The following is a 22,510-nucleotide window of genomic DNA, read 5'->3' on the forward strand; positions in this document are numbered from 1 at the left end:
GCCTTGCTAGAGCCAAAAATCCATCCTTTTTATTTGTGCCATCAAGCATGAAACACTGCACTAGCACGCGTCTTGCTTTGTCTATATTCACAGTCTGTTCAAGGAAACCCATGGCATCCATCAATTTCATCGGCGGCGAAAAAGGCGGGGTCGGCAAGTCTGTGGTGGCACGGCTGCTGGCGCAGTATTTCATCGACCAGGGGCGCGCTTTTACCGGCTTTGACACCGACCGCTCGCACACCTCCTTCGCCCGGTTTTATGCCGACTACGCCGCACCGGTGGTGGTCGACACCTACGAAGGGCTCGATTCGATTGCCAGCGTGTACGAGGCCCCGCCCGCGGTGGGCCCCATGCCCCATGTCATCGTCGATCTGGCTGCCCAGACGGCTGCCCCTTTGGCGCGCTGGGTGCACGACTCGGACCTGGTGCCGCTGATGGCCAGCATGGGGGTGTCGGTCAACTTTTGGCACGTGGCGGATGCGGGCAAGGATTCGGTGGATCTGCTGGACCGCCTGGTGGCCACCTATGGTGTGGGCCCCAACTACATCGTGGTGAAGAACAAGGGCCGAGGCAGCGATTTTTCGCAGCTAGAAGCCTCGGGCGCGCTCAAGAAAGCCCAGGCGCTGGGCGGCCATGTGATTGAACTCGCGCAGTTGCACGAGGCCAGCATGCGCAAGATCGACCGGCAAAACGCCAGCTTCTGGGCGGCCGCCCACGCCACCACCGGAGTGGACGCCCTGGGCATGCTGGAGCGCCAGCGGGTGAAAACCTGGCTCAAGAACGCCTACGCCGCCCTGGACACCCTGCCGCTGGGCGCCTGACCTTGGGCGCAACGGCTGTGCGACTCGCAAAGGGCAGCACCACACCTGCCGCAACGGCAACGGCAGCGCGCAGCGGCGCAGCCTTTAACTGTGGTTCCGTATCTGCACTTCTGCGCCGCTGTCCGTCCAGCCAAAAAATCGGCACACCTCTGCCCGCATGGCCAGGGTGTCGGCCCGGCCCAGGGCGATCAGCTCTTGTGTGTAGCTGGCCTCAAACAGCAGGTAGCTGGCCAGTGCGGCCCCGCGCACATCGGCCATGTTGGACGTGACGCCCAGGGCGCCCAGCATGGCGCGCACGGGGCGTGGCAGGTCGCCCACGTGGCGCGCGGCCACGGCATCGAGCCGTTGCGAGGGCGCGATCACCAGCAGCTCAATGGGGCGCAGCGCGCTGTGCAGGCGCTTTTCTTCGGGGATCAGGGTGAGCGTCTGGTTGACGCGCTGCACGCGCTCCACGTCCACCGCCAGCGCATCCAGAAAGATGTTGGACAGCGCGTGCCCCGCAATCTGCGCCAGCGTGGGGTAGGTGGCCGTGGGGTTGGCGGCGGCATCGCCCTTGGGCTCGTGCATGCGGCCCGCGCCGATCACCACAATGCGTTCGGCCCCCAGGTGAATGGCGGGTGCGATGGGCGCCGATTGGCGCATGGAGCCGTCGCCAAAGTATTCGACATGGCCGTCGATGGTGATGCCTTTGGCCGGAAAGATGAAGGGAATGGCCGACGAGGCCAGCAAATGCTCGTGCGTGATGCGGTCGCTGGCCGCCTTGCGTTGTGACCGCACCCAGGGCTTGACGGGGGTGGCCGCTTCAAAAAAAGTGACGTGTTCGCCGGAGCTGTAGCTCGATGCCGTCACCGCCAGCGCCGTGAGGTGTCCTTTGCGGATCAGCCCTGGCAGGCGCACCAGCGGCACCATCTTGACCAGCAATTTTTCAAGCGGGGCGTTGTCCAGCAGCGAACGCGGACGCATGCGCCGCCACCGCGCCAGGGCCCAGCCCATCGACACCAGCGTGAGCCAGCGCGCACCGCTGCGCATCACACTGAGCGAGTCGGCGCCATACACATGGTGGGCGTGGAACTGGCGCCACACGCGGGCGATGCGGCGCACCGCGCGGTCGAAGTTGTCGGCGCCACAGGCCAGCGCGGCGGCGTTGATGGCCCCGGCGGACGTGCCGGTGATGATGGGAAAGGGGTTGGGCCCGCCGCCCTCTCCGCAGGCATTGCGAAGGTCGGCAATGGCCTCCAGCACGCCCACCTGGTAGGCGGCGCGGGCGCCACCGCCGGTCAGCAGCAGGCCGGTGGCGGGCGTTTTGGAGGCCGAGGGAGGGGTGTCGGTGCGGTCGTTGGAAGACATCGGCAAGCGGGGCAGGCAGGGCGGGCAAGTAGAAGAGCAGCAGGCAACGCCCCAAGTGTGGAGGGCCGCCTGCGCCGCACCATGTGGGAAAACCCGAAGATGCGCGAAGGCGGCGAGGGTAGGCGATGGAGGGCGCTAGATAGCCCTACAACGCGCTGTCGGCCCCGGCTACCGTTGGCTCAACAACAACCGCGCCACGCCTTCATCCTGCAGCACCGCAATGCTGTGGTCGCTGGCAAAGGTGCGGGCGGTGTCGCTGAGCTGCCCCTGGGTCATCACATACACACCCGCAGATGCGTCGCGTGCCTGCATGGCTGCGTGCAGCTCGCGCAGCGGCTCCACGCCATGGGTGGCGGCCTTCCAGCGGCGGGCGCTGACCAGCGTGGTTTTGCCGCCCAGGATCAGGGCCATGTCGGCGGCACCGCCGGGTTTCAGGCGCTCCACAGTGCAGCCCTCACGCGTCCATGCGGACTCCAGCGTGTCGGCAAAGCTGCGCCAGGGCATGCTGTTGACGGCATCCAGCATCTCGGCCACCTTGGCCGGGCTGGGTGCGCGCAGCTGTCGCCATGCGGCGATACAGCCCACCACAAAAATCGGAAACCCGGCCAGCGCGCCGACCACAAAATATTCCTTGGGCAGCAGCACGCCCGATGCCAGCGTGATGAGGCCCACCACCCCAAAGCTGATCCACCATGGCGAGCGCAGCAGCACGGCAAACAGGGATTTCTCGGCCATCTTGAATTTCACGGGGGTCCTTTTCTTTCGGGTGGCGGCGCTGGGATCGCGCGGCAAAGCGTGCGCATTGTCCTTCAGGCGCCGAGGTCTGAGCGCTTGGATAGACTACCTGCCCCACAGGAGTTATTTGAATGGCAGTCACCGAACAAGGCCTCTTGGCCGCACTTTCCACCGTGCTGGACCCGCATACGGGCAAAGATTTCGTCAGCAGCCGCGCGCTGCGCAACCTGCAGATCACCGGTGGCGACGTGGCTTTTGACGTCGAACTGGGTTACCCCGCCAAAAGCCTGGTGCCCGAGCTGCGCCGCAACCTGGTGGCCGCGGCCAAGGGCGTGGCGGGGGTCGACAACGTCTCGGTCAACATCACCACCAAAGTATTGGCACACGCCGTGCAGCGCGGCGTGCAGCTGTTGCCCCAAGTCAAGAACATCATCGCCGTGGCCTCGGGCAAGGGTGGCGTGGGCAAAAGTACCACCGCTGCCAACCTGGCCTTGGCCCTGGCCGCCGAAGGTGCCAGCGTGGGCGTGCTCGACGCCGACATCTACGGCCCCAGCCAGCCCATGATGCTGGGCATCAACCGCCGGCCTGAGAGCGACGACGGCAAGACCATGGAGCCGCTGGAGAACTACGGCGTGCAGGTCATGTCCATCGGTTTTCTGGTGGACCAGGACGAAGCCATGATCTGGCGCGGCCCCATGGCCACCCAGGCGCTGGAGCAGCTGCTGCGCCAGACCAACTGGAAAGACCTCGACTACCTCATCATCGACATGCCCCCTGGCACCGGTGACATCCAGCTCACCCTGAGCCAGCGCGTGCCCATGACTGGCGCGGTCATCGTGACCACCCCGCAAGACATCGCGCTGCTGGATGCCAAGAAGGGCATCAAGATGTTCGAAAAGGTGGGCGTTCCCATCCTGGGCATCGTCGAGAACATGGCGGTGCATGTGTGCAGCAACTGCGGCCAGGTCGAGCACATCTTTGGCGCCGACGGCGGCAAGAAGATGGCGGCCGAATACAACATGGACTACCTGGGCGCGCTGCCGCTCGATATGAGCATCCGCCTGCAGGCCGACAGCGGCAAGCCCACGGTGGTGGCCGACCCGGACGGCGACGTGGCCAAGATCTACAAGAAGGTGGCGCGGGATGTGGCGGTGAAGATCGCGCAGCAGGCCAAGGACTTTTCGAGCAAGTTCCCGACGATCTCGATCAGCAAGAACACCTGAGAAGGTCGATTGCTATTGAAAATATAGCTTGTGGCGCTTGATGGATAAGCGCTAGAGGCCAAAAACACTCAAAAATGCAGCCATGAGCGAAAAGCCTGTTGGCCTGACCGATCCCCCCGCAGGCTACGCCGATTGGCTGGCCGACCTGAAGGGGCGCATCCACAGCGCCCAGCAGCGGGCCACACTGGCGGTCAACCGCGAGCTGGTGCTGCTGTACTGGCAGATCGGGCGGGATATCCTGCAGCGCCAGGCGGCGCAGGGCTGGGGCGCCAAGGTGATCGAGCGGCTGGCGCTGGATTTGCGTGCGGCGTTTCCGGAGATGAAGGGGTTTTCTCCGCGCAACCTCAAGTACATGCGCGCGTTTGCCGAGAGCTGGCCGGACGAGACATTTGTGCAAGAGGTGCTTGCACAATTGCCCTGGTACCACCAATTGGCGTTGCTGGACAAGCTGCCAGGACCTGGGACCCGCAAGTGGTATGCGGCCAAAGCTGTTGAGCACAACTGGTCGCGCAACGTGCTGGTCATGCAGATCGAATCGCGCTTGCTGGAGCGAACGGGGGCCGCAGTCACCAACTTTCCCGTCACGTTGCCGAAGCCGCAGTCTGATCTGGCGCGCGAATCCATCAAGGACCCGTACCGTTTCGATTTTTTGGGCCTGACCGGAGAGGCTCACGAACGCGAGGTCGAGCATGCCTTGGTCAAACACGTCACCGAATTCTTGCTGGAACTGGGCGCGGGCTTTGCCTTTGTGGGCCGGCAGGTGTTGCTGGACGTGGGCGGCGACGAATTTTTCATCGACCTGCTGTTCTATCACCTCAAGCTGCGCTGCTATGTAGTGATTGAACTCAAGGGCGGCAAGTTCAAGCCCGAGCATCTGGGTCAACTGGGTTTCTACCTCACTGCCGTGGATCGCCAGATCAAGAGCGAGCACGACAACCCCACCATCGGCCTTTTGCTGTGCAAGACCAAGAACAAGGTGGTGGCGGAGTACGCGTTGGGCGACAAATCCCAGCCCATGGGCGTTGCCGAATACAAGCTACTCGAATCCTTGCCTGAAGAACTGCAAACCAGCCTGCCCAGCATCGAACAGATCGAACGCGAACTGGCGAGTGGCTCCTCGGTGTCGGACGGCAATGAGCATGTTGTTGCTCCTGAAAAATGAGCTATTGGCGCTTGATACATAAGCGCTACAGCCCAAAATGTCAAAAATTCATCTGCCATGAACCTGCTCGCCTCCCTGCGCTACCTCGTGGCGCTGCACGAGCATCGCCACTTTGGCCGCGCCGCCCAGGCCTGCCACATCACCCAGCCAGCGCTGTCCAACGCGCTGCGTGCACTGGAGAAAGAGTTTGGCGTGGTCGTGGTGCGCCGGGGCCGCAGTTTCGAGGGCTTTACGCCCGAGGGCGAACGCGTGCTGGCCACGGCCCAGCGCATGCTGCACGAACACCAGGTGCTGCAGCAGGATTTGAGCAGTGACGCGGCCCACCCGCGTGGCACGTTGCGTCTGGGCGCCGTGCCCACGGCCATGCCCATCCTGGCGCGGTTTGCGGCGCGGTTGCAGGCGCGGCACCCGGGCATCGTGCCGGTGGCGCTGTCGATGAGCTCGCAAGCGCTGGAGGCGGGGCTGGAGAACATTTCGTTGGACCTGGCGCTGGGCTACACCGAGCGCATGCCCGCGCGCGGCGGGCCATTGCGTGCTTGGCCGCAGTATGTGGAGCACTACTTTCTGCTGCGCCGCGCGCCTGCCGCCACGGCGCGCGGTTTGCAGATCGGCGCGCCCATGCCTTGGGCCGACGCTGCACGCCTGCCGCTGTGCCTGCTCACCCCCGAGATGCACAACCGCAGCTTGGTCGATGGCGCCTTTCGCAGTGCGGGCGCCACGGTGTTGCCCGCCATGGAAACCGATTCGGTGCTGACCCTGGCTTTGAGCGTGGTGGCGGGCGAGCTGTGCAGTGTGTTGCCCGGTGCGCTGGTTGACGCGGTGCGTGGACATGACGGGCTTCAGGCGCTGCCGCTGGTCGGCCCCGTGCTGACCACACCCATCGGTTTCATGTCGCACCGGCAGGTGCAGCCCACGCGGGCGCTCGACGCGGCACTGGCCTTGGCGCAGGACGCGGACTGGCTGCGGCACGCCACGGCGCACAGCGGGTTGTTGGCTGCGGGTTGACGGCCAAAGGCGTCGGTTGGGCGCTGTGGCTCATTTGCGCGACGAAGACTTTCACGCCGTTTCATTTGTTTTTGTGATCGCCCCATGTGCATCAGCAATTTGACGCGCGCAGTGGCCGTGATTGACACTGCGGCGGCGCGTCTGCCTATGCAGATGCCTTCATACAAAAAACAAACACCCCATGCACCTTGCTCCAGAAGCCCCTGCCGCAGCCGTCGTCGCTGCCGTGTCTGTGGACGACATGCGCGAGCGCATCCGCCGCAAAAGCCGCCTCAAGGGCCGCCAGCCGGAAGACGCCGCGATGGCCGAGGTGGCGCAGCTGCTGGGCCCGCGCCCGGCGGAGGGCTTTCGGCGCGACCTGCTCATTGAATTTCTGCACCGTCTGAACGACCATTTCGGCGTGCTGCGCGACCGGCACTTGGTGGCGCTGGCCAAGCAGATGAATGTGCCCATGGCCGAGGTGTATGAGGTGGCCAGTTTCTATCACCACTTCGACATCGTTCGCGGCGAGGATGCCGTGGCCCCGCGCCTGGTGCTGCGCGTGTGCGACAGCCTGAGTTGCAGTCTGGCGGGCGCACGCGAATTGCTGGCCCAGTTGCCCGAGCGCCTGCGCACCGCAGGGCAGGGCGATGTGCAGGTGGTGGCCGTGCCCTGCGTGGGCCGCTGCGAGCAGGCGCCTGTGGCCGTGGTGCACCAGTGCCCCGTGCCACACGCCACGGTGGATACGGTGCTAGAGGCGGTCAATTTGAAGCCAAATCGGGCTCTAGCGCTTCATCCACAAGCGCTAGCAGCTATCAATTTTGATATTGCAGCGTTGGCGGAGAAGAGCGTGCCCGCTCAGCCGGACGGGACCAGCCCCGCCCACACCGACCTCGCCATCTACCGCGCCCATGGTGGTTATCAGACGGCGGCCGCGCTGGTCAATGGCGAAATGGATGCCGAGGCCGTGCTTTCGGCCATGGAAAACTCGGGCCTGCGCGGACTGGGCGGCGCGGGCTTTCCGGCCGGGCGAAAGTGGCGCATCGTGCGCGACCAACCCGCCCCGCGCCTGATGGCCGTCAACATTGACGAGGGCGAGCCCGGCACCTTCAAAGACCGCACGTATCTGGAGCGCGACCCGCACCGCTTTCTGGAAGGCGTGCTCATCGCCGCCCAGGTGGTGGGCACCGAGGCGATCTACATCTACCTGCGCGACGAATACCACGGCTGCCGCGCACTACTGCAAGCGGCGCTCGACGACCTTCGCGCCGAGCCGCCATGCCCGCTGCCACACATCGAACTGCGCCGGGGCGCGGGCGCGTACATCTGCGGCGAAGAGTCGGCCATGATCGAGAGCATCGAAGGCAAACGCGGCGAGCCCCGCATGCGCCCGCCCTACATCGCGCAGGTGGGACTGTTCGGTCGGCCCACGCTGGAACACAACTTCGAGACGCTGTACTGGGTGCGCGACATCGTCGAGCGCGGGCCGCAGTGGTTTGCCAGCTTTGGCCGCCACGGCCGCAAGGGGCTGCGCAGCTTCAGCGTGAGCGGGCGCGTGAAGCACCCTGGCGTCAAGCTTGCGCCCGCAGGCATCACGGTGCAGGAACTCATCGACGAATACTGCGGTGGCATGCTGGACGGCCACCAGCTTTATGCCTACCTGCCCGGCGGCGCCTCGGGCGGCATCCTGCCCGCCAGCCTCAACCAGATTCCACTCGACTTCGACACCCTGCAGCCCTACGGCTGCTTCATCGGCTCGGCCGCCGTCATCGTGCTCAGCCAGCACGACCGCGCGCGCGACGCGGCGCTGAATGTCATGCGCTTTTTTGAACACGAAAGCTGCGGCCAGTGCACACCGTGCCGCGTGGGCACGGCCAAGGCTGCGGCGTTGATGGAGGCGCCGCTGTGGGATGAAGAACTGCTCGATGACCTGGCGCAGGTGATGGCCGACGCATCGATTTGCGGCCTGGGGCAGGCGGCGCCCAACCCCATTCGCTGCATCCACAAATATTTTCCGCACGAGGTGGGTGAGGCGCCGTGGCCGGGTGATTTGCCCAGGCCGCGCAACAGCCCGCTCACCGAGCAACTGCCTGGAGGGTTGAAGCCATGAGCGCCGTGTTGACCTCTGCCGCAGTGCAGCCCGGCGTGGCCTTCGAGCTGGACGGCCAGCCTGTCACCGCGCACCTCGGCGAGACCATTCTGAAAGCCGCGCAGCGCCACGGCGTGGACATTCCCCACCTTTGCTATACCGACGGCCTGCGCCCCGACGGCAACTGCCGCGCCTGCGTGGTCGAGATTGCGGGCGAGCGCACGCTGGCCCCCAGCTGCTGCCGCGCGCCCACCGACGGCATGAAGGTGTTGGCGGCCAGCCCGCGCGCCCGCAAAAGCCAGCAGATGGTGGTGGAGATGCTGCTGTCGGACATGCCGGATGTCGGATACCGGTGGAACGACGAAAATGCGAAAACTCCTGAATTGATAGCTGGTAGCGCTTATCCATCAAGCGCTAGAGGCCAATTTGACTTAAAAAATCCAGAAACGATAGGCCAACACGGCGAGCTGAGCGAATGGGCGGATCGCCTGGGCGTCTCGGTGCGCCCGGCGCTCAAGGCCCTGCGCCGCGAGCAGCCCGCGCCCGATCTGAGCCACCCGGCCATGGCCGTGAACCTGGACGCCTGCATCCAGTGCAACCGCTGCGTGCGCGCCTGCCGCGAAGAACAGGTCAACGACGTGATCGGCTACGCGCTGCGCGGCGCCGAATCCAAGATCGTGTTCGACCTCGACGACCCCATGGCCGAGAGCACCTGCGTGGCCTGCGGCGAATGTGTGCAGGCCTGCCCCACCGGCGCGCTCAGCCCCAAGACCCACATCGGCCCGCAGGCCGTGGACCGCAAGGTCGATTCAGTCTGCCCGTTCTGCGGCGTGGGTTGCCTCATCACCTACAACGTGCGCGATGAAAAAATCATCAGCGTCGAAGGCCGCGACGGCCCGGCCAACCATGGGCGCCTGTGCGTGAAAGGGCGCTTTGGTTTCGACTACGCCCACCACGCCGACCGCCTGACGCTGCCGCTGATCCGCAAACCCGGTGTGCCCAAAGAGGTGCGCCCCTACGGAGCCGACTGGCGCGACACCTTCCGCGAAGCGAGCTGGGAGGAGGCGATGGACCTCGCTGCGGGCACGCTGAAAGGCCTGCGCGATGCGCACGGCCCCAAGGCGCTGGCGGGCTTTGGTTCGGCCAAGGGCAGCAACGAAGAGGCCTACCTGTTCCAGAAGCTGGTGCGCACCGGCTTTGGCAGCAACAACGTGGACCACTGCACGCGGCTGTGCCACGCCTCCAGCGTGGCCGCGTTGCTCGAAGGCGTGGGCTCGGGCGCGGTGAGCAACCCGGTGCACGACGTGGAGCATGCCGAGCTGATCTTCGTGATCGGCTCCAACCCCACGGCCAACCACCCCGTGGCCGCCACGTGGATGAAAAACGCTGCACAGCGCGGCGCGAAGATCGTGCTGGCCGACCCGCGCATCACGGACATCGGCCGCCACGCCTGGCGCACGCTGCAGTTCAAGGCCGACACCGACGTCGCCATGCTCAACGCACTGATCCACACAGTGATCGACGAAGGCCTGGTGGATGAGGCCTTCATCCGCGACCGCGCCAACAACTTTGAGGCGCTCAAGGCCAACGTGATGGGCTGCAGCCCAGAGGCCATGGCCCCGGTGTGCGGCATCCCGGCCGAGACGCTGCGCGAGGTGGCGCGCGCGTTTGCAAAAAGCAAAGCCTCGATGATTTTGTGGGGCATGGGCATCAGCCAGCACGTGCACGGCACCGACAACGCACGCTGCCTGATCGCGCTGTGCGCTGTCACCGGCCAGATCGGCAAGCCGGGCTCGGGCCTGCACCCGCTGCGCGGCCAGAACAACGTGCAGGGCGCCAGCGACGCGGGCCTGATCCCCATGATGTTCCCCAACTACCAGCGCGTAGACAACGCGGGCGCGCATGCCTGGTTCGAGGACTTCTGGGGCACCCAGTTGGATGATGCGCCGGGCTATACGGTGGTCGAGATCATGCACAAGGCCCTGGCCGACGACAGCGACCCCCACAAGGTGCGCGGCATGTACATCATGGGCGAGAACCCCGCCATGAGCGACCCCGACCTGAACCACGCGCGCCACGCGCTGGCCAGCCTGTCGCACCTGGTGGTGCAGGACATCTTTATGACCGAAACCGCCTGGCTGGCCGACGTGGTGCTGCCCGCCAGCGCCTGGCCCGAAAAGACCGGCACGGCCAGCAACACCGACCGCATGGTGCAGATGGGCCGCCGCGCGTTGAACCCGCCGGGTGATGCGCAGCCGGATCTGTGGATCATTCAGCAACTTGCGGCGCGGATGGGCCTCGACTGGAACTACGAAGGCGAAGAGTCTGGCGTAGCCGCGGTGTACGACGAAATGCGCCAGGCCATGCATGCCAGCATCGAGGGCATCACCTGGGACCGGCTGGAGCGTGATTCGAGCGTGACCTACCCCTGCCTCACGGCGGACGACCCGGGACAGCCCATCGTCTTCACTGAAAAATTCCCCACGCCCACGGGCCGCCTGCAACTGGTGCCTGCCAGCGTGATACCGGCGGCCGAAAAGCCCGATGCCGACTACCCCCTGGTGCTCATCACCGGCCGCCAGCTGGAGCACTGGCACACGGGCAGCATGACGCGGCGCAGCACCGTGCTGGACGCCATCGAGCCCATGGCCACCGCGTCGCTGCATGGCGACGAACTGGCGCGGCTGGGCGTGGCGCCCGGGGCGCTGGTGGGCATCCGCTCGCGGCGCGGCATGCTGCAGGTGCGCGTGCGACGCGACGACGGCACGCCGCGTGGCACGGTGTTCATGCCGTTTGCGTATGTGGAGGCAGCGGCCAATCTGCTGACCAACGCGGCACTGGACCCGTTTGGCAAGATCCCGGAGTTCAAGTACTGCGCGGTGGCGGTGGAGGTGCTGGAAGGCATTGCAAGCTGACCGTGCGCAGAGGGGCTTTGCGGGCATTGCCGCCACTGGCCCTGCGCCGGGGTAAAGTCTGCGCCCATGACTGAGCGCCCCTACACCGACGTTGCCGTGATCATGCGGTGCGAGCACACTGACAACCGCTGGCAGCCCTGGCGCTGGTCGCTGGCCGAGGTGGTGATCAACCAGCCCACCTTTGGCACCGAGCCGCGCCAGATCATCAACGACGAGCGCGAACAGCGCTGGCTGTTTCCGGGGTTCCGCGCCGAGCTGTTTCGTGACGATGCAGAGGGCTACAGCCTGAACCTCACCTCACAAGCCCCCTGCTGGTTTGTGATGTGGCGCCGCGACGAAGACACCGGCACGGGCGAGATCCCGCTGGCCCGCCCCGTGGCGGTGAGCTTGAGTTACCACGACGCGGGCCGCTGGCTGGACGCGCAGGAAACCGTGGAGCAGGTGCCCGCAGCGCCTGAAGTGGTGCAAGCCATGCAAGCCTTTGTCGACGAGCACTACCAGCCCGAACCCAAGCGCCGTAAGCGGCCCGACAGCTTCCGCACGCTGCAGGACCGGTTTGGAAACCCCGCATCGGTGTCCACCGAAAAGCAGCGGGGCGGTGGTGGAGGTGGCGGTGGCGGAAACGCAGGCGGAGGTGGCCATGGCTGACGGATTTCTGGGCCGCTGGTCGCGCCGCAAGCAGGAGGTGCGTGAGGGCAAACCGGTGGAAGAACCGCCAACGCCGGTGCCACCCCTCGCGTCGTCCCCGTCGGTGGGGCCTTCGATGGCGCCAGCGTCTTCCTCTGCCGTCGCGCCCGGCAGCGCGGCAGGCGCCGCACCCGAGGCCGCCGCCCCGGCAGAGGCACCGCCGCCCACTTTGGCCGATGCCCAGGCGCTGACCCCAACATCCGACTTCAAGGCCTTTGTGGCCCACGATGTTGCGCCTGAAGTGCGCAACCTGGCCATGAAGAAGCTTTTTTCCGATCCGCACTTCAATGTGATGGATGGCCTGGACATCTACATCGGCGACTACACCCAGCCCGACCCGCTGCCCGAAGGCATGTTGCGCAAAATGACCAGCGCCCACGCCTTGGGGTTTTTTGACCACGAAAAGAAGGCCGAGGCTGCAGCATCGACCGTGGGGGCGACGGATGGCGTTGCTCTGGATGTGGGTGCTGACCCTGTGGCACACACTCAGCCAGACGTAAATGCAATAGCCCCTGCTGTTGCTCAGCCTCGGGATGATGCGGAGGAAGAAACGCGCTCAGACGTGGCACAGTCCGAGGTATGCAACGCTATTCCTAGCGACCCCTCCAGCGAGCTTGCGCTGGTTACCGGCTCCCCAGGGGATGCGGTGGCCATGCCAGCCAGCCACACAGAACATGACCACGACGCTCATCTGCGACTGCAACCAGACGATGCCCCTCAACGCGAAGGCGTTGGGCGCGGCACTGCATGAAGACCTGACCCTCCACTCCACCCTGTGTCGGCGCGATGCGGGGGCCTACCAAAAAGCCATCCGGTCGGGCGATCAGGTGGTGGTGGCCTGCACGCAAGAGCAACGCCTGTTCGCCGACCTGGGCCAACAGACCGAAGGTGCGGTGTCCCCCATCCGGTTTGTGAACATCCGCGAAACCGGGGGCTGGAGCCGCGACGCTGACAAGGCCAGCCCCAAGATCGCCGCACTGCTGGCCGCCGCGCATTTGCCCGAGCCGCCGCCCGTGCCCACGGTCACCTATAAAAGCACAGGCCGCTTGCTCATCATTGGGCCGCTGGACCAGGCCGAGCAGGCGGCCGCACTGGTGTCCGAGGTGCTGGATGTGACGCTGTTCACCCAAGGCCCCGGCAATGCGGGCGGTGCGCAGGCCCGGCGTTTTCCGGTGCTGGGCGGGCGCATCACGGGCCTCACGGGTTGGCTGGGCGCGTTTGAGCTGCAGTGGAAGGCCGACAACCCCATCGACCTCGATCTGTGCACGCGCTGCAACGCCTGTGTGGCGGCTTGCCCCGAGAACGCCATTGGCCTTGATTACCAGATCGACATGGCGGCCTGCAGTTCGCACCGCGACTGCGTGAAGGTGTGCCAGGTGGCCGGTGCCATCGATTTCACGCGCGAAGCGGCTGTGCAGCAAGAGCGCTTTGACCTCGTGTTGGACCTGCGCGCGGCTACCGCCACGCCCACCTTCTTGCAGCATGCGGTGCCTCAGGGGTACTTTCGCTGGGACGGGCGCCGTGATGGTGGTGATATGTCCACGCTGCTCAAGCTGCGCGAGCTGGTGGGCGAGTTCGAAAAGCCCAAGTTTTTTGTCTACAAACAAAAGCTCTGCGCCCACAGCCGCAACGAAACCGTAGGCTGCAATGCCTGCGTAGACATCTGCTCGGCCGAGGCCATTGCCAGCGACAAGAGCCGCCAGCAAATCAAGGTGAACCCCAACCTGTGCGTGGGCTGCGGCGCCTGCACCACCGTGTGCCCCACGGGCGCGCTGACCTATGCCTACCCCAGCGCGACGGAGCAGGGCACCAAGATTAAAACGCTGTTGTCCACCTACACCGCCGCAGGCGGCAAGGATGCCGTGCTGTTGCTGCACAGCCAGGAGCGCGGTCAGGCGCTGGTGGAAGAACTGGGCCGTGCCGCGCAGTTGAAACTGGCGCACGGCGTGCCCGCCAACGTGATCCCGGTGGCGCTGTGGCACACAGCCAGCACGGGCGTGGATCTGTGGCTTAGCGCCGTGGCCTACGGCGCCTCGCAGGTGGTGGTGCTGGCGACACATGAAGAAGCGCCGCAGTACCTTGATGGCCTGCAGGCGCAGATGGATGTGGCGCAGAGCCTTTTGCGCGGTCTGGGCTACACGGGCACGCATGTGCAGCTGCTGCGGGCTTCGAACCCGACCGACCTGGACGCCGCATTGCAGACCCTGGGCCAGACCCGTCAGAAGACGCCTGCGGTGGCCGCCCGTTTTGCCGTGGCGCAGGAAAAGCGCAGCACGCTGGAGATGGCGCTGGACCACCTCATTGAGCAGGCCCCGATGCCCATGGCCGAGCGGCCCCAGGCCATCGCCTTGCCCGCTGTGGGATCGCCCCTGGGCGCCATCGAGGTCAACAAAGACCGCTGCACGCTGTGCCTGAGCTGCGTGAGCGCCTGCCCCGCCAGTGCGCTGCAGGACAACCCACAGCTGCCCCAGCTGCGTTTCATCGAAAAGAACTGCGTGCAGTGTGGCCTGTGTGCCACCACGTGCCCGGAAGACGCGATCACCCTGCAACCCCGTTTGCTCTTGAGCCCCGAGCGCGCACAGTTGCGCGTGCTCAACGAGGCCAAGCCCTGGGCCTGCATACGCTGCAGCAAGCCCTTTGGCACCGTCAAGGCCATCGAAGCCATGCTGGGCAAGCTCTCGGGCCATGCCATGTTTCAGGGCGACGCGCTGGAGCGCCTGAAGATGTGCAGCGACTGCCGCGTGATTGATCTGTATTCCTCCCAAAGCGAAACGAAAGTGACCGACCTGTGAGCGCCAACCCTTCCCTGATCCCGCCGGGCAGTTCGGCCCTGGATGAAGAAACCGCGCGGGCAGAGCTGTATGGGGTGTTGTCGCAGCTTTACTACGCGGTGCCCAGCGCAGAACTGTTGGCCGCATTGCGCGTGGCGGTGACGGAGGCTCCGGCCGATGGTGCCTTTTTGCAGGAGCCCTGGCAGGTGTTGGTGGGCGCTGCCCGTGACCTGAGCGATGCCGTCATTGCGCTCGAGTTCGACCGCTTGTTTGGCGGGGTGGGCAAGCCCGAGATTTATCTGTACGGGTCGCACTATCTGAGTGGTTTTTTGAACGAGAAACCACTGGCGCGACTTCGCAATGATCTGGATGGCCTGGGCCTTGCGCGCGACGAGGCCATGTCAGAGACCGAAGACCATGTAGCGTACCTGTGCGAGGTCATGCGTTACCTGATCGCCGGGGATGACGTTGCTGTCTGCAACCTGACACGGCAGCGCGACTTTTTTGCAACGCATTTGCAGCCTTGGATTTTGCAGTTGTGCGATGCACTCGGAGCACATCCGCACGCACGCTTTTATGCTGCAGTGGCCCAGTTCACGCGGGCTTTCGTGTCGGTGGAAGCCCAGGGCTTCGACATGTTGGAGTGACCGTGGCGTCCGCAGAAACCCTGATGCGGACGCTATAAAAGATGAGTGAGTTAGTGGGAGGTGTAAAGCTCGATTGCAGTGTTTTACACACTGACATAGACTGTATGAAATCCGTTTCATAGCTGCCAGCCATTCTGGAGACACGCATGCAGAACCGCCAGCCGAATTCGTCCCGCCGGAGTTTCTTTTCCGGCGCCGCCACCGTAGGGGCTGCAGCAGCAGCCGTTGTGGCACTCCCCCATGTAGCACCGTCAGACGCCGTTGTGTCTGAGCCCGCTCGCGTTGCGCCAGAAAAAGGCGGTGGCTACCACCTGTCTGCGCACGTGAAGCAGTACTACAAGACCACCCAACTCTGACCGCGGGGCGTGCCATGTTGTTAACCAAGAAGTCCTCCCACGCGGTGCAGAACGCATCGTCGTCTGCCTCTCCTTTTGTGCACAGCCTGCGTCGCGGCCTGTCGCAAGCGCTGCCTACCATGGACCGGCGTTCGTTCCTGCGCCGCTCCGGTCTGGGCGTCGGTGTAGGTATTGCTGCATCGCAACTCACGCTGGTCAAAAAGTCGAACGCGGCCGAAGGCGCCAAGGTTGCGATCGGCGACAGCAAGATCGAAGTGCGCCGCACCATCTGCACCCACTGCTCGGTGGGTTGCGCGGTGGATGCAATTGTCGAGAACGGCGTGTGGGTGCGCCAGGAGCCCGTGTTTGACTCGCCCATCAACCTGGGCGCCCATTGCGCCAAGGGCGCGGCACTGCGCGAACACGGCCACGGCGAATACCGCCTGCGCTACCCCATGAAGCTCGTCAACGGCAAGTACGAGCGCATCAGTTGGGACACAGCGCTGAACGAAATCACCGCCAAGATGAAAGAGCTGCGCGCGGCCAGTGGCCCCGACAGCGTGTACTTTGTGGGCTCGTCCAAGCACAACAACGAGCAGGCGTATTTGCTGCGCAAGTTCGTGAGCTTCTGGGGTACCAACAACTGCGACCACCAGGCGCGCATTTGCCACTCCACCACCGTGGCCGGCGTGGCGAACACCTGGGGCTACGGCGCCATGACCAATTCGTACAACGACATGCAGAACAGCAAATGCGCGTTGTACATCGGCTCCAACGCCGCAGAGGCCCACCCGGTGAGCATGTTGCACATGTTGCATGCCAAGGAAACGGGCTGCAAGATGATCGTGGTGGACCCGCGCTTTACCCGCACGGCTGCCAAGGCCGACGAGTACGTGCGCATCCGTTCGGGCACGGACATTCCTTTCCTCTTCGGCTTGCTGTATCACATCTTCAAGAACGGCTGGGAAGACAAGCAGTACATCAACGACCGTGTCTACGGCATGGAGAAGGTGCGCGAGGATGTGCTGGCCAAGTGGTCGCCCGACAAGGTGGAAGAGGCCTGCGGCGTCAAAGAAGACCAGATGTTCAAGGTCGCCCAGATGATGGCCATGGCCAAGCCGGCCACCATTGTGTGGTGCATGGGGCAGACACAGCACACCATCGGCAACGCCATGGTGCGTGCGTCCTGCATCCTGCAACTGGCCCTGGGGAATGTCGGCAAGTCTGGCGGCGGCACCAACATCTTCCGCGGTCACGACAACGTGCAAGGTGCGACGGACGTGGGCCCCAATCCAGATTCTCTGCCCGGCTACTACGGCCTGGCCGAAGGCTCGTGGAAGCACTTCGCCGCCGTGTGGGGCGTGGACTTCGAGTGGATCAAGAAGCAGTACGCAACGCCAGCCATGATGTCCAAGAGCGGAATCACCGTGTCGCGCTGGATCGACGGTGTGCTGGAGAACAACGAGCTGATCGACCAGGACTCCAACCTGCGCGGCGTGTTCTTCTGGGGCCACGCGCCCAACTCACAGACCCGTGGGCTGGAAATGAAGCGCGCCATGGACAAGCTGGACCTGCTGGTTGTGGTGGACCCGTACCCATCGGCCACGGCAGCCATGGCTGCCATGCCGGGCAAGGCAGAGGACCAGAACCCCAATCGCGCCGTCTATTTGTTGCCAGCGGCCACGCAGTTTGAAACCAGTGGTTCGGTGACTGCGTCCAACCGCTCCATCCAGTGGCGCGAGAAGGTCATCGAGCCCCTGTGGGAGAGCCGCTCTGACCACATGATCATGCACCAGTTCGCTGAGAAACTGGGCTTTGCAACCGAGCTGTCCAAGAACTACAAGATGCAGAAGGTCAAGGGCATGGACGAGCCCGTGATCGAAGACATCCTGCGTGAAATCAACAAGTCGGTCTGGACCATCGGCTACACCGGCCAGAGCCCGGAGCGCCTGAAGGCCCACATGAAGAACATGCATTTGTTCGATGTGAAAACCTTGAAATCCAAGGGTGGCAAGGACAAGGAAACCGGCTACGACTTTGGCGGCGATTATTTCGGCCTGCCTTGGCCTTGTTATGGCACCCCTGAGCTGAAGCACCCGGGTTCACCGAACCTGTACGACACCTCCAAACACGTGATGGAAGGCGGCGGAAACTTCCGCGCCAACTTTGGTGTGGAGAAAGACGGTCAGAACCTACTGGCAGAAGACGGTTCGTATTCGGTGGGCAGCGAGATCACCACGGGCTACCCCGAGTTTGACCACGTGCTGCTCAAAAAGCTGGGCTGGTGGGATGACCTGACGGACGCCGAAAAGGCCAAGGCCGAAGGCAAAAACTGGAAGACCGACCCCACGGGGGCCATCATCCGAGTGACGATGAAACACGGTTGCCACCCATTCGGCAACGCCAAGGCCCGCGCCGTGGTGTGGAACTTCCCCGATGCGATTCCGCAGCACCGCGAGCCGCTGTATGGTACCCGGCCAGACCTCATGGCCAAGTACCCCACACACGACGACAAGAAGGCTTTCTGGCGCCTGCCCACGTTGTATAAGAGCGTGCAGGACAAGAACGTGGCCGACAAGGTGCACGAGAAATTCCCGCTCATCATGAGTTCGGGTCGCCTGGTCGAGTACGAAGGGGGCGGCGAAGAAACGCGCTCCAACCCTTGGCTGGCCGAGCTGCAACAAGAGTCGTTTGTCGAGATCAACCCCAAGACCGCAGCCGACCGCGGTATCCGCAACGGCGAACGTGTGTGGCTCAGTTCTCCTACCGGCGCGCGCATCAATGTGCAGGCGCTGGTCACCGAGCGCGTGGCACCCGACACCGTGTGGATGCCGTTCCACTTCTCGGGCCACTGGCAGGGCAAGGACATGCTGGCCTACTACCCCAAGGGCGCGGCGCCTGTGGTGCGCGGCGAAGCTGTGAACACGGCAACGACGTATGGCTACGACAGCGTGACCATGATGCAAGAAACCAAAACCACGATCTGCAACGTGGAACGCGCCTGAAGACATGGCCCCCACGCTTGTCCACCTTGTGTACTGCGCTGCCCCCCGAGGGGGCCGCGTTTTGCCTTGGGGCGGCCCGGCGGCAAAACCTGAATCGCTGATTGGAGACAGCAAATGGCACGAATGAAATTCATCTGCGATGCAGAGCGCTGCATCGAATGCAACGGTTGTGTGACCGCCTGCAAGAACGAGCATGAAGTCCCGTGGGGCGTGAACCGCCGCCGCGTTGTGACGCTCAACGACGGTGTGCCCGGCGAGAAGTCCATCTCGGTGGCCTGCATGCACTGCAGCGACGCGCCTTGTATGGCAGTCTGCCCCGTCAACTGCTTTTACCGCACCGAAGAGGGTGTGGTGCTGCATGACAAGGACGTGTGCATCGGTTGCGGCTACTGCAGCTATGCCTGCCCGTTTGGCGCTCCGCAGTTCCCTTCGTCGGGCACGTTTGGTGTGCGCGGCAAGATGGACAAGTGCACGTTCTGCGCTGGTGGTCCTGAGGCCCATGGCAGCCAGTCCGAGTTTGAAAAGTACGGCCGCAACCGCCTGGCCGAAGGCAAGCTGCCTGCCTGCGCAGAAATGTGCTCTACCAAGGCCTTGTTGGCTGGTGACGGTGATGTGGTGGCAGACATCTTCCGCAACCGCGTGGTGCAGCGCGGCAAAGGCGCCGAAGTGTGGGGCTGGGGCACGGCCTACGGTTCGCAACAGGCGGGTCAGCCTGCAGGAGGCAAGTCATGAAGCGTGTACACCTCATCCTCACAACCACGCTCGCAGTGGCCGCGTTGACGGCTTGCGGCGAGAAGCCGCAAACGGGTGCAGGCATCCGTGGCGACGCAGCGCCTTTCGCCGGTACCGGCAGCAACTTCATGGATCCAGGCTGGAAGGCGGGTGACAAAACCAGTTGGGAAGCCCAGTTGAAGACTCGCCAGCAGTACGGTCAAAACGAATACTCCCGCACCCAATCCAAGTGAGGCCCGCCATGAAACACATCGTGTGGTCTTTGGCGTTGGCGGCTGGCCTTGCCTGGGTGCCTGCCCATGCACAGGCACCCGCGGCTCCGGATGCATCGGCGGCCCCGGCCGCCGCGGCGCCTGCGCCTGCTCCCGCTGCAGCGCCCGGAGGCATTCAGAGCCAGAACATTTTTCAGGTGAAGCCTGACGCCAGCGCTGACCCCAAATATGCAGAGCAGACCAACGGCGAACGCGCCAAGGTGCAACCCGGCAACAACGCGCCCATGTGGCGCCAAGTGGGCGAGGGTGTCACCGGCTACAGCAGCCTGCCCAAAAGCCAGGCGCCTGAAGCGGGCAACCTGATCCAGCCTTTTGTGCAGTACCCCGGGTCCCGCGTGACGAACGCGGGTGAGGCGTGGAGACAGGTGCGCAACAACTGGATCATTCCCTACGGCGGGTCGCTGCTGCTGATCGTGGCGGGCGCCATTGCGCTGTTCTATTGGCGCAAGGGCATGATGATGCTGCACGGCGCCGAGACCGGCCGCAAGATCGAGCGCTTCACCCCGTTTGAACGCTCTGCGCACTGGTCCAATGCCATTGCTTTTGTGGCCTTGGCAGTGTCTGGCTTGGTGATGGCGTTTGGCAAGTTCTTCCTGCTCCCCATCATGGGCAGCACCTTGTTCGGCTGGCTGACCTACGCACTCAAGAACCTCCACAACTTTGCTGGTCCGTTGTTTGCAGTGTCTTTGATCATCGTGTTTTTCACGTTCCTCAAAGACAACCTGCCCCGCAAGGAAGACGCGACTTGGCTTGCCAAGGGCGGCGGTATGTTGTCCGGCAAAGAAGTGCCTTCTCATCGCTTCAATGCTGGCGAGAAAGTCGTGTTCTGGGGTGGCGTGCTGGGCCTGGGTTTCATCGTCGTGGCGTCGGGACTGGTGCTCGACATGCTGATTCCCGGCCTGATCTATGAACGCGGCACCATGCAGATTGCACACATGGTGCACGCTGTGGCCACGGTGGTGATGATGGTGATGTTCATGGGGCACATCTACATGGGCACCGTGGGCATGCAGGGCGCGTACAAAGCCATGAGGACGGGCTATGTGGACGAAACCTGGGCCAAGGAACACCACGAACTCTGGTACGACGATATTCAGGCTGGCAAGATCCCTAAACAGCGCAGTGCCACATCGCCCGTGGGCGAGGCCGCTGCAGGCAAGCCCGTTCAGGCATGAGGTCCCCCATGACGATGACATTCCTCGCACGTAAAACCCTGGTGGCACTGTGCGCCACCTGCGTCTGCACTTTGGCTGCTGCCAAGCTTCCCCCACCGTCACCCGAAGCAGCCGCCAAGGCAGCCGAAGCCGGCGCCAAAGCCGCCTGGGCGGGCAAGGTCGACAACTACAAGTTGTGCATTTCGCAAGACAAGGTCGCAGCGCACTACCGCAAGACCACGCCGACGGCAAAACCGGCTACGGCAGCCGGTGCGGCTTGCACCGAGCCGGGTCCGTTTGCCTACACACCTCCTGCCGCCAAGCCCATTGAGGCTGCGGGCGCCCATTCGCCACCGGGCACGGCCAGCAGCCCGCCCAGTACCCAGGTTCCGCAGGCACCTGCGGCGGCTGCATCCGCCCCCAAGTCCTGACTGACCGCGGCAGCGGTGGACCCCCCTGCGCAAAGCCGCACTACACAACGTGGTGCGGCTTTTTCTTTGGTGAAGCGCGAGGATCTGTCCCCGCGCAATTCGCACCTTCGTCTTTCGAAACCCTGCTCGGTGCGACGCCAATCCAATGCCCATCCCATGACATTGGGGCGCACTGCGTACATTTGACCCATGACTTCCCGCTCTGACCCTGCACTCGCCCCGCTCTGGCCCCGACTGACGCAGGCCCAGGCGCCTCTCACGCACACCGTCGACGTGGTCAACGAGCGCGGAGAGCGCGAGCAGGTGCAGATTCCTGCGGAGCGGCCGCTCACCGTGTATGTCGACAAACGCGAGCTGGTCACGCTCATGACCCTGGGCGCGCAGCCCGAGCTGCTGGTGTTGGGCTACCTGCGCAACCAGCGGTTGGTGGAGTCGGTGTTCGACATCGAATCCATCACCGTCGATTGGGAGGTGCACGCTGCAGCCGTGCGCACGCGCCACGGCATCGCGCGCATCGAAGAGCGGACCGCCAGCAAGGTGGTGACGACCGGGTGTGGGCAGGGCAGTGTGTTCGGTGGTCTGATGGACGAGGTAGACCGCATCGATCTGCCCGAAGCACGGCTGACCCAGGCCCAGCTCTACGGCATCGTGAACGCCATCCGCCTCAAGGAGACCACATACAAATCGGCAGGTTCGGTGCATGGCTGCGCCTTGTTTCGGGGGGAGGATCTGCTGACTTTTGTGGAAGACGTGGGCCGCCACAACGCCATCGACACCATTGCGGGCTGGATGTGGATGAATCCAGAACCGGTGCAGGCCGAATCTGCCGACCCGGGTTTGGAGCCCACCGCTGCTGCCAAACGCGCGCCCTCAGGCAGCGACGTTGTGGCCTCGTCCGCAGGGCCCCACGTCCCGATGTCTGGCACCGACAAGGTGTTCTACACCACGGGCCGCCTCACCAGTGAGATGGTCATCAAGTCCGCGCAGATGGGCGTGCCGATTGTGGTGTCGCGCAGCGGCATGACGCAGATGGGCCACGCGGTGGCCCAGCAACTGGGACTGTGTGCCATAGGCCGCGCTACCAACCGGCGGTTTGTCTGCTACAGCGGCGAGCATCGCCTGGTGTTGCAACCTGAATTGGCGACACCCCCAGCCGTGGCAGCCGCTGCGGTGCCTACCGCCCCGTAGGTCGCCGTTCTC

The 22,510-nt window shown here is 64.3% G+C and carries 19 protein-coding genes; 17 read left to right on the top strand and 2 right to left on the bottom strand.

Annotated features, from left to right (window positions below):
- The first annotated feature begins 110 nt into the window (after positions 1–110).
- A complete protein-coding gene (locus ACK41V_RS03280; RefSeq protein ID WP_409777757.1) occupies positions 111–821 on the top strand; it encodes a mobilization protein in 711 nt (236 codons plus the stop codon).
- 84 nt (positions 822–905) lie between these two features.
- Here ACK41V_RS03280 and ACK41V_RS03285 read toward each other — a convergent pair whose 3' ends face one another.
- Positions 906–2,168 carry a patatin-like phospholipase family protein gene (locus ACK41V_RS03285; RefSeq protein WP_409777761.1) on the bottom strand — a complete coding sequence of 421 codons (1,263 nt, stop codon included), beginning with the start codon at positions 2,166–2,168 and terminating at the stop codon, positions 906–908.
- Between the two features lie 168 nt (positions 2,169–2,336).
- Positions 2,337–2,915 carry a restriction endonuclease gene (locus ACK41V_RS03290; protein ID WP_409777764.1) on the bottom strand — a complete coding sequence of 193 codons (579 nt, stop codon included), beginning with the start codon at positions 2,913–2,915 and terminating at the stop codon, positions 2,337–2,339.
- 119 nt (positions 2,916–3,034) lie between these two features.
- Here ACK41V_RS03290 and apbC point away from each other — a divergent pair, with 119 nt between their 5' ends.
- From apbC to ACK41V_RS03370, 16 genes are all read left to right on the top strand, one after another.
- Complete coding sequence (gene apbC / locus ACK41V_RS03295; protein WP_409777767.1) at positions 3,035–4,126, top strand: iron-sulfur cluster carrier protein ApbC; 1,092 nt, start codon at positions 3,035–3,037, stop codon at positions 4,124–4,126.
- A gap of 82 nt (positions 4,127–4,208) precedes the next feature.
- A complete protein-coding gene (locus ACK41V_RS03300; RefSeq protein ID WP_409777769.1) occupies positions 4,209–5,288 on the top strand; it encodes a YhcG family protein in 1,080 nt (359 codons plus the stop codon).
- A 57-nt stretch (positions 5,289–5,345) separates the two neighbouring features.
- Positions 5,346–6,293 (top strand): LysR substrate-binding domain-containing protein, encoded by a 948-nt coding sequence (locus ACK41V_RS03305; RefSeq protein ID WP_409777771.1) that lies wholly within the window; start codon positions 5,346–5,348, stop codon positions 6,291–6,293.
- A 181-nt stretch (positions 6,294–6,474) separates the two neighbouring features.
- Positions 6,475–8,382, top strand: a complete 1,908-nt coding sequence (locus ACK41V_RS03310; protein WP_409777774.1) for an NAD(P)H-dependent oxidoreductase subunit E — start codon at positions 6,475–6,477, stop codon at positions 8,380–8,382.
- Positions 8,379–11,276, top strand: a complete 2,898-nt coding sequence (gene fdhF / locus ACK41V_RS03315) for a formate dehydrogenase subunit alpha (RefSeq protein ID WP_409777777.1) — start codon at positions 8,379–8,381, stop codon at positions 11,274–11,276. Before ACK41V_RS03310 ends, fdhF begins: the two co-directional genes overlap by 4 nt.
- Positions 11,277–11,342: 66 nt before the next feature.
- Positions 11,343–11,924, top strand: coding sequence for a DUF3305 domain-containing protein (locus tag ACK41V_RS03320; protein WP_409777780.1), 582 nt, complete (start codon positions 11,343–11,345; stop codon positions 11,922–11,924).
- Positions 11,917–12,714 carry a DUF3306 domain-containing protein gene (locus tag ACK41V_RS03325; protein ID WP_409777783.1) on the top strand — a complete coding sequence of 266 codons (798 nt, stop codon included), beginning with the start codon at positions 11,917–11,919 and terminating at the stop codon, positions 12,712–12,714. Before ACK41V_RS03320 ends, ACK41V_RS03325 begins: the two co-directional genes overlap by 8 nt.
- Positions 12,674–14,755 carry a 4Fe-4S binding protein gene (locus ACK41V_RS03330; protein WP_409778011.1) on the top strand — a complete coding sequence of 694 codons (2,082 nt, stop codon included), beginning with the start codon at positions 12,674–12,676 and terminating at the stop codon, positions 14,753–14,755. Before ACK41V_RS03325 ends, ACK41V_RS03330 begins: the two co-directional genes overlap by 41 nt.
- On the top strand, positions 14,752–15,381 hold the full coding sequence (locus ACK41V_RS03335) for a molecular chaperone (protein WP_409777786.1): 630 nt from the start codon (positions 14,752–14,754) through the stop codon (positions 15,379–15,381). Before ACK41V_RS03330 ends, ACK41V_RS03335 begins: the two co-directional genes overlap by 4 nt.
- Positions 15,382–15,527: 146 nt before the next feature.
- The gene (locus ACK41V_RS03340) at positions 15,528–15,737 is read left to right on the top strand and encodes a formate dehydrogenase (RefSeq protein ID WP_034692953.1); all 210 of its coding nucleotides are present in this window, start codon (positions 15,528–15,530) and stop codon (positions 15,735–15,737) included.
- Between the two features lie 14 nt (positions 15,738–15,751).
- Positions 15,752–18,721, top strand: coding sequence for a formate dehydrogenase subunit alpha (locus ACK41V_RS03345; RefSeq protein ID WP_409777789.1), 2,970 nt, complete (start codon positions 15,752–15,754; stop codon positions 18,719–18,721).
- A 114-nt stretch (positions 18,722–18,835) separates the two neighbouring features.
- Positions 18,836–19,453: a formate dehydrogenase FDH3 subunit beta gene (fdh3B, locus tag ACK41V_RS03350; protein WP_409777792.1), complete on the top strand. Its 618-nt coding sequence runs from the start codon at positions 18,836–18,838 to the stop codon at positions 19,451–19,453.
- A complete protein-coding gene (locus ACK41V_RS03355) occupies positions 19,450–19,686 on the top strand; it encodes a hypothetical protein (protein ID WP_409777795.1) in 237 nt (78 codons plus the stop codon). Before fdh3B ends, ACK41V_RS03355 begins: the two co-directional genes overlap by 4 nt.
- 8 nt (positions 19,687–19,694) lie before the next feature.
- Positions 19,695–20,900: a formate dehydrogenase subunit gamma gene (locus tag ACK41V_RS03360; RefSeq protein ID WP_409777798.1), complete on the top strand. Its 1,206-nt coding sequence runs from the start codon at positions 19,695–19,697 to the stop codon at positions 20,898–20,900.
- Between the two features lie 14 nt (positions 20,901–20,914).
- Positions 20,915–21,310: a hypothetical protein gene (locus ACK41V_RS03365; protein ID WP_409778013.1), complete on the top strand. Its 396-nt coding sequence runs from the start codon at positions 20,915–20,917 to the stop codon at positions 21,308–21,310.
- A gap of 189 nt (positions 21,311–21,499) precedes the next feature.
- Positions 21,500–22,498, top strand: a complete 999-nt coding sequence (locus tag ACK41V_RS03370; RefSeq protein ID WP_409777801.1) for a formate dehydrogenase accessory sulfurtransferase FdhD — start codon at positions 21,500–21,502, stop codon at positions 22,496–22,498.
- Positions 22,499–22,510 lie beyond the last annotated feature (12 nt).

Source organism: Acidovorax sp., assembly GCF_046291265.1.
In the GTDB taxonomy this organism is placed as follows: Bacteria; Pseudomonadota; Gammaproteobacteria; order Burkholderiales; family Burkholderiaceae_C; genus Acidovorax.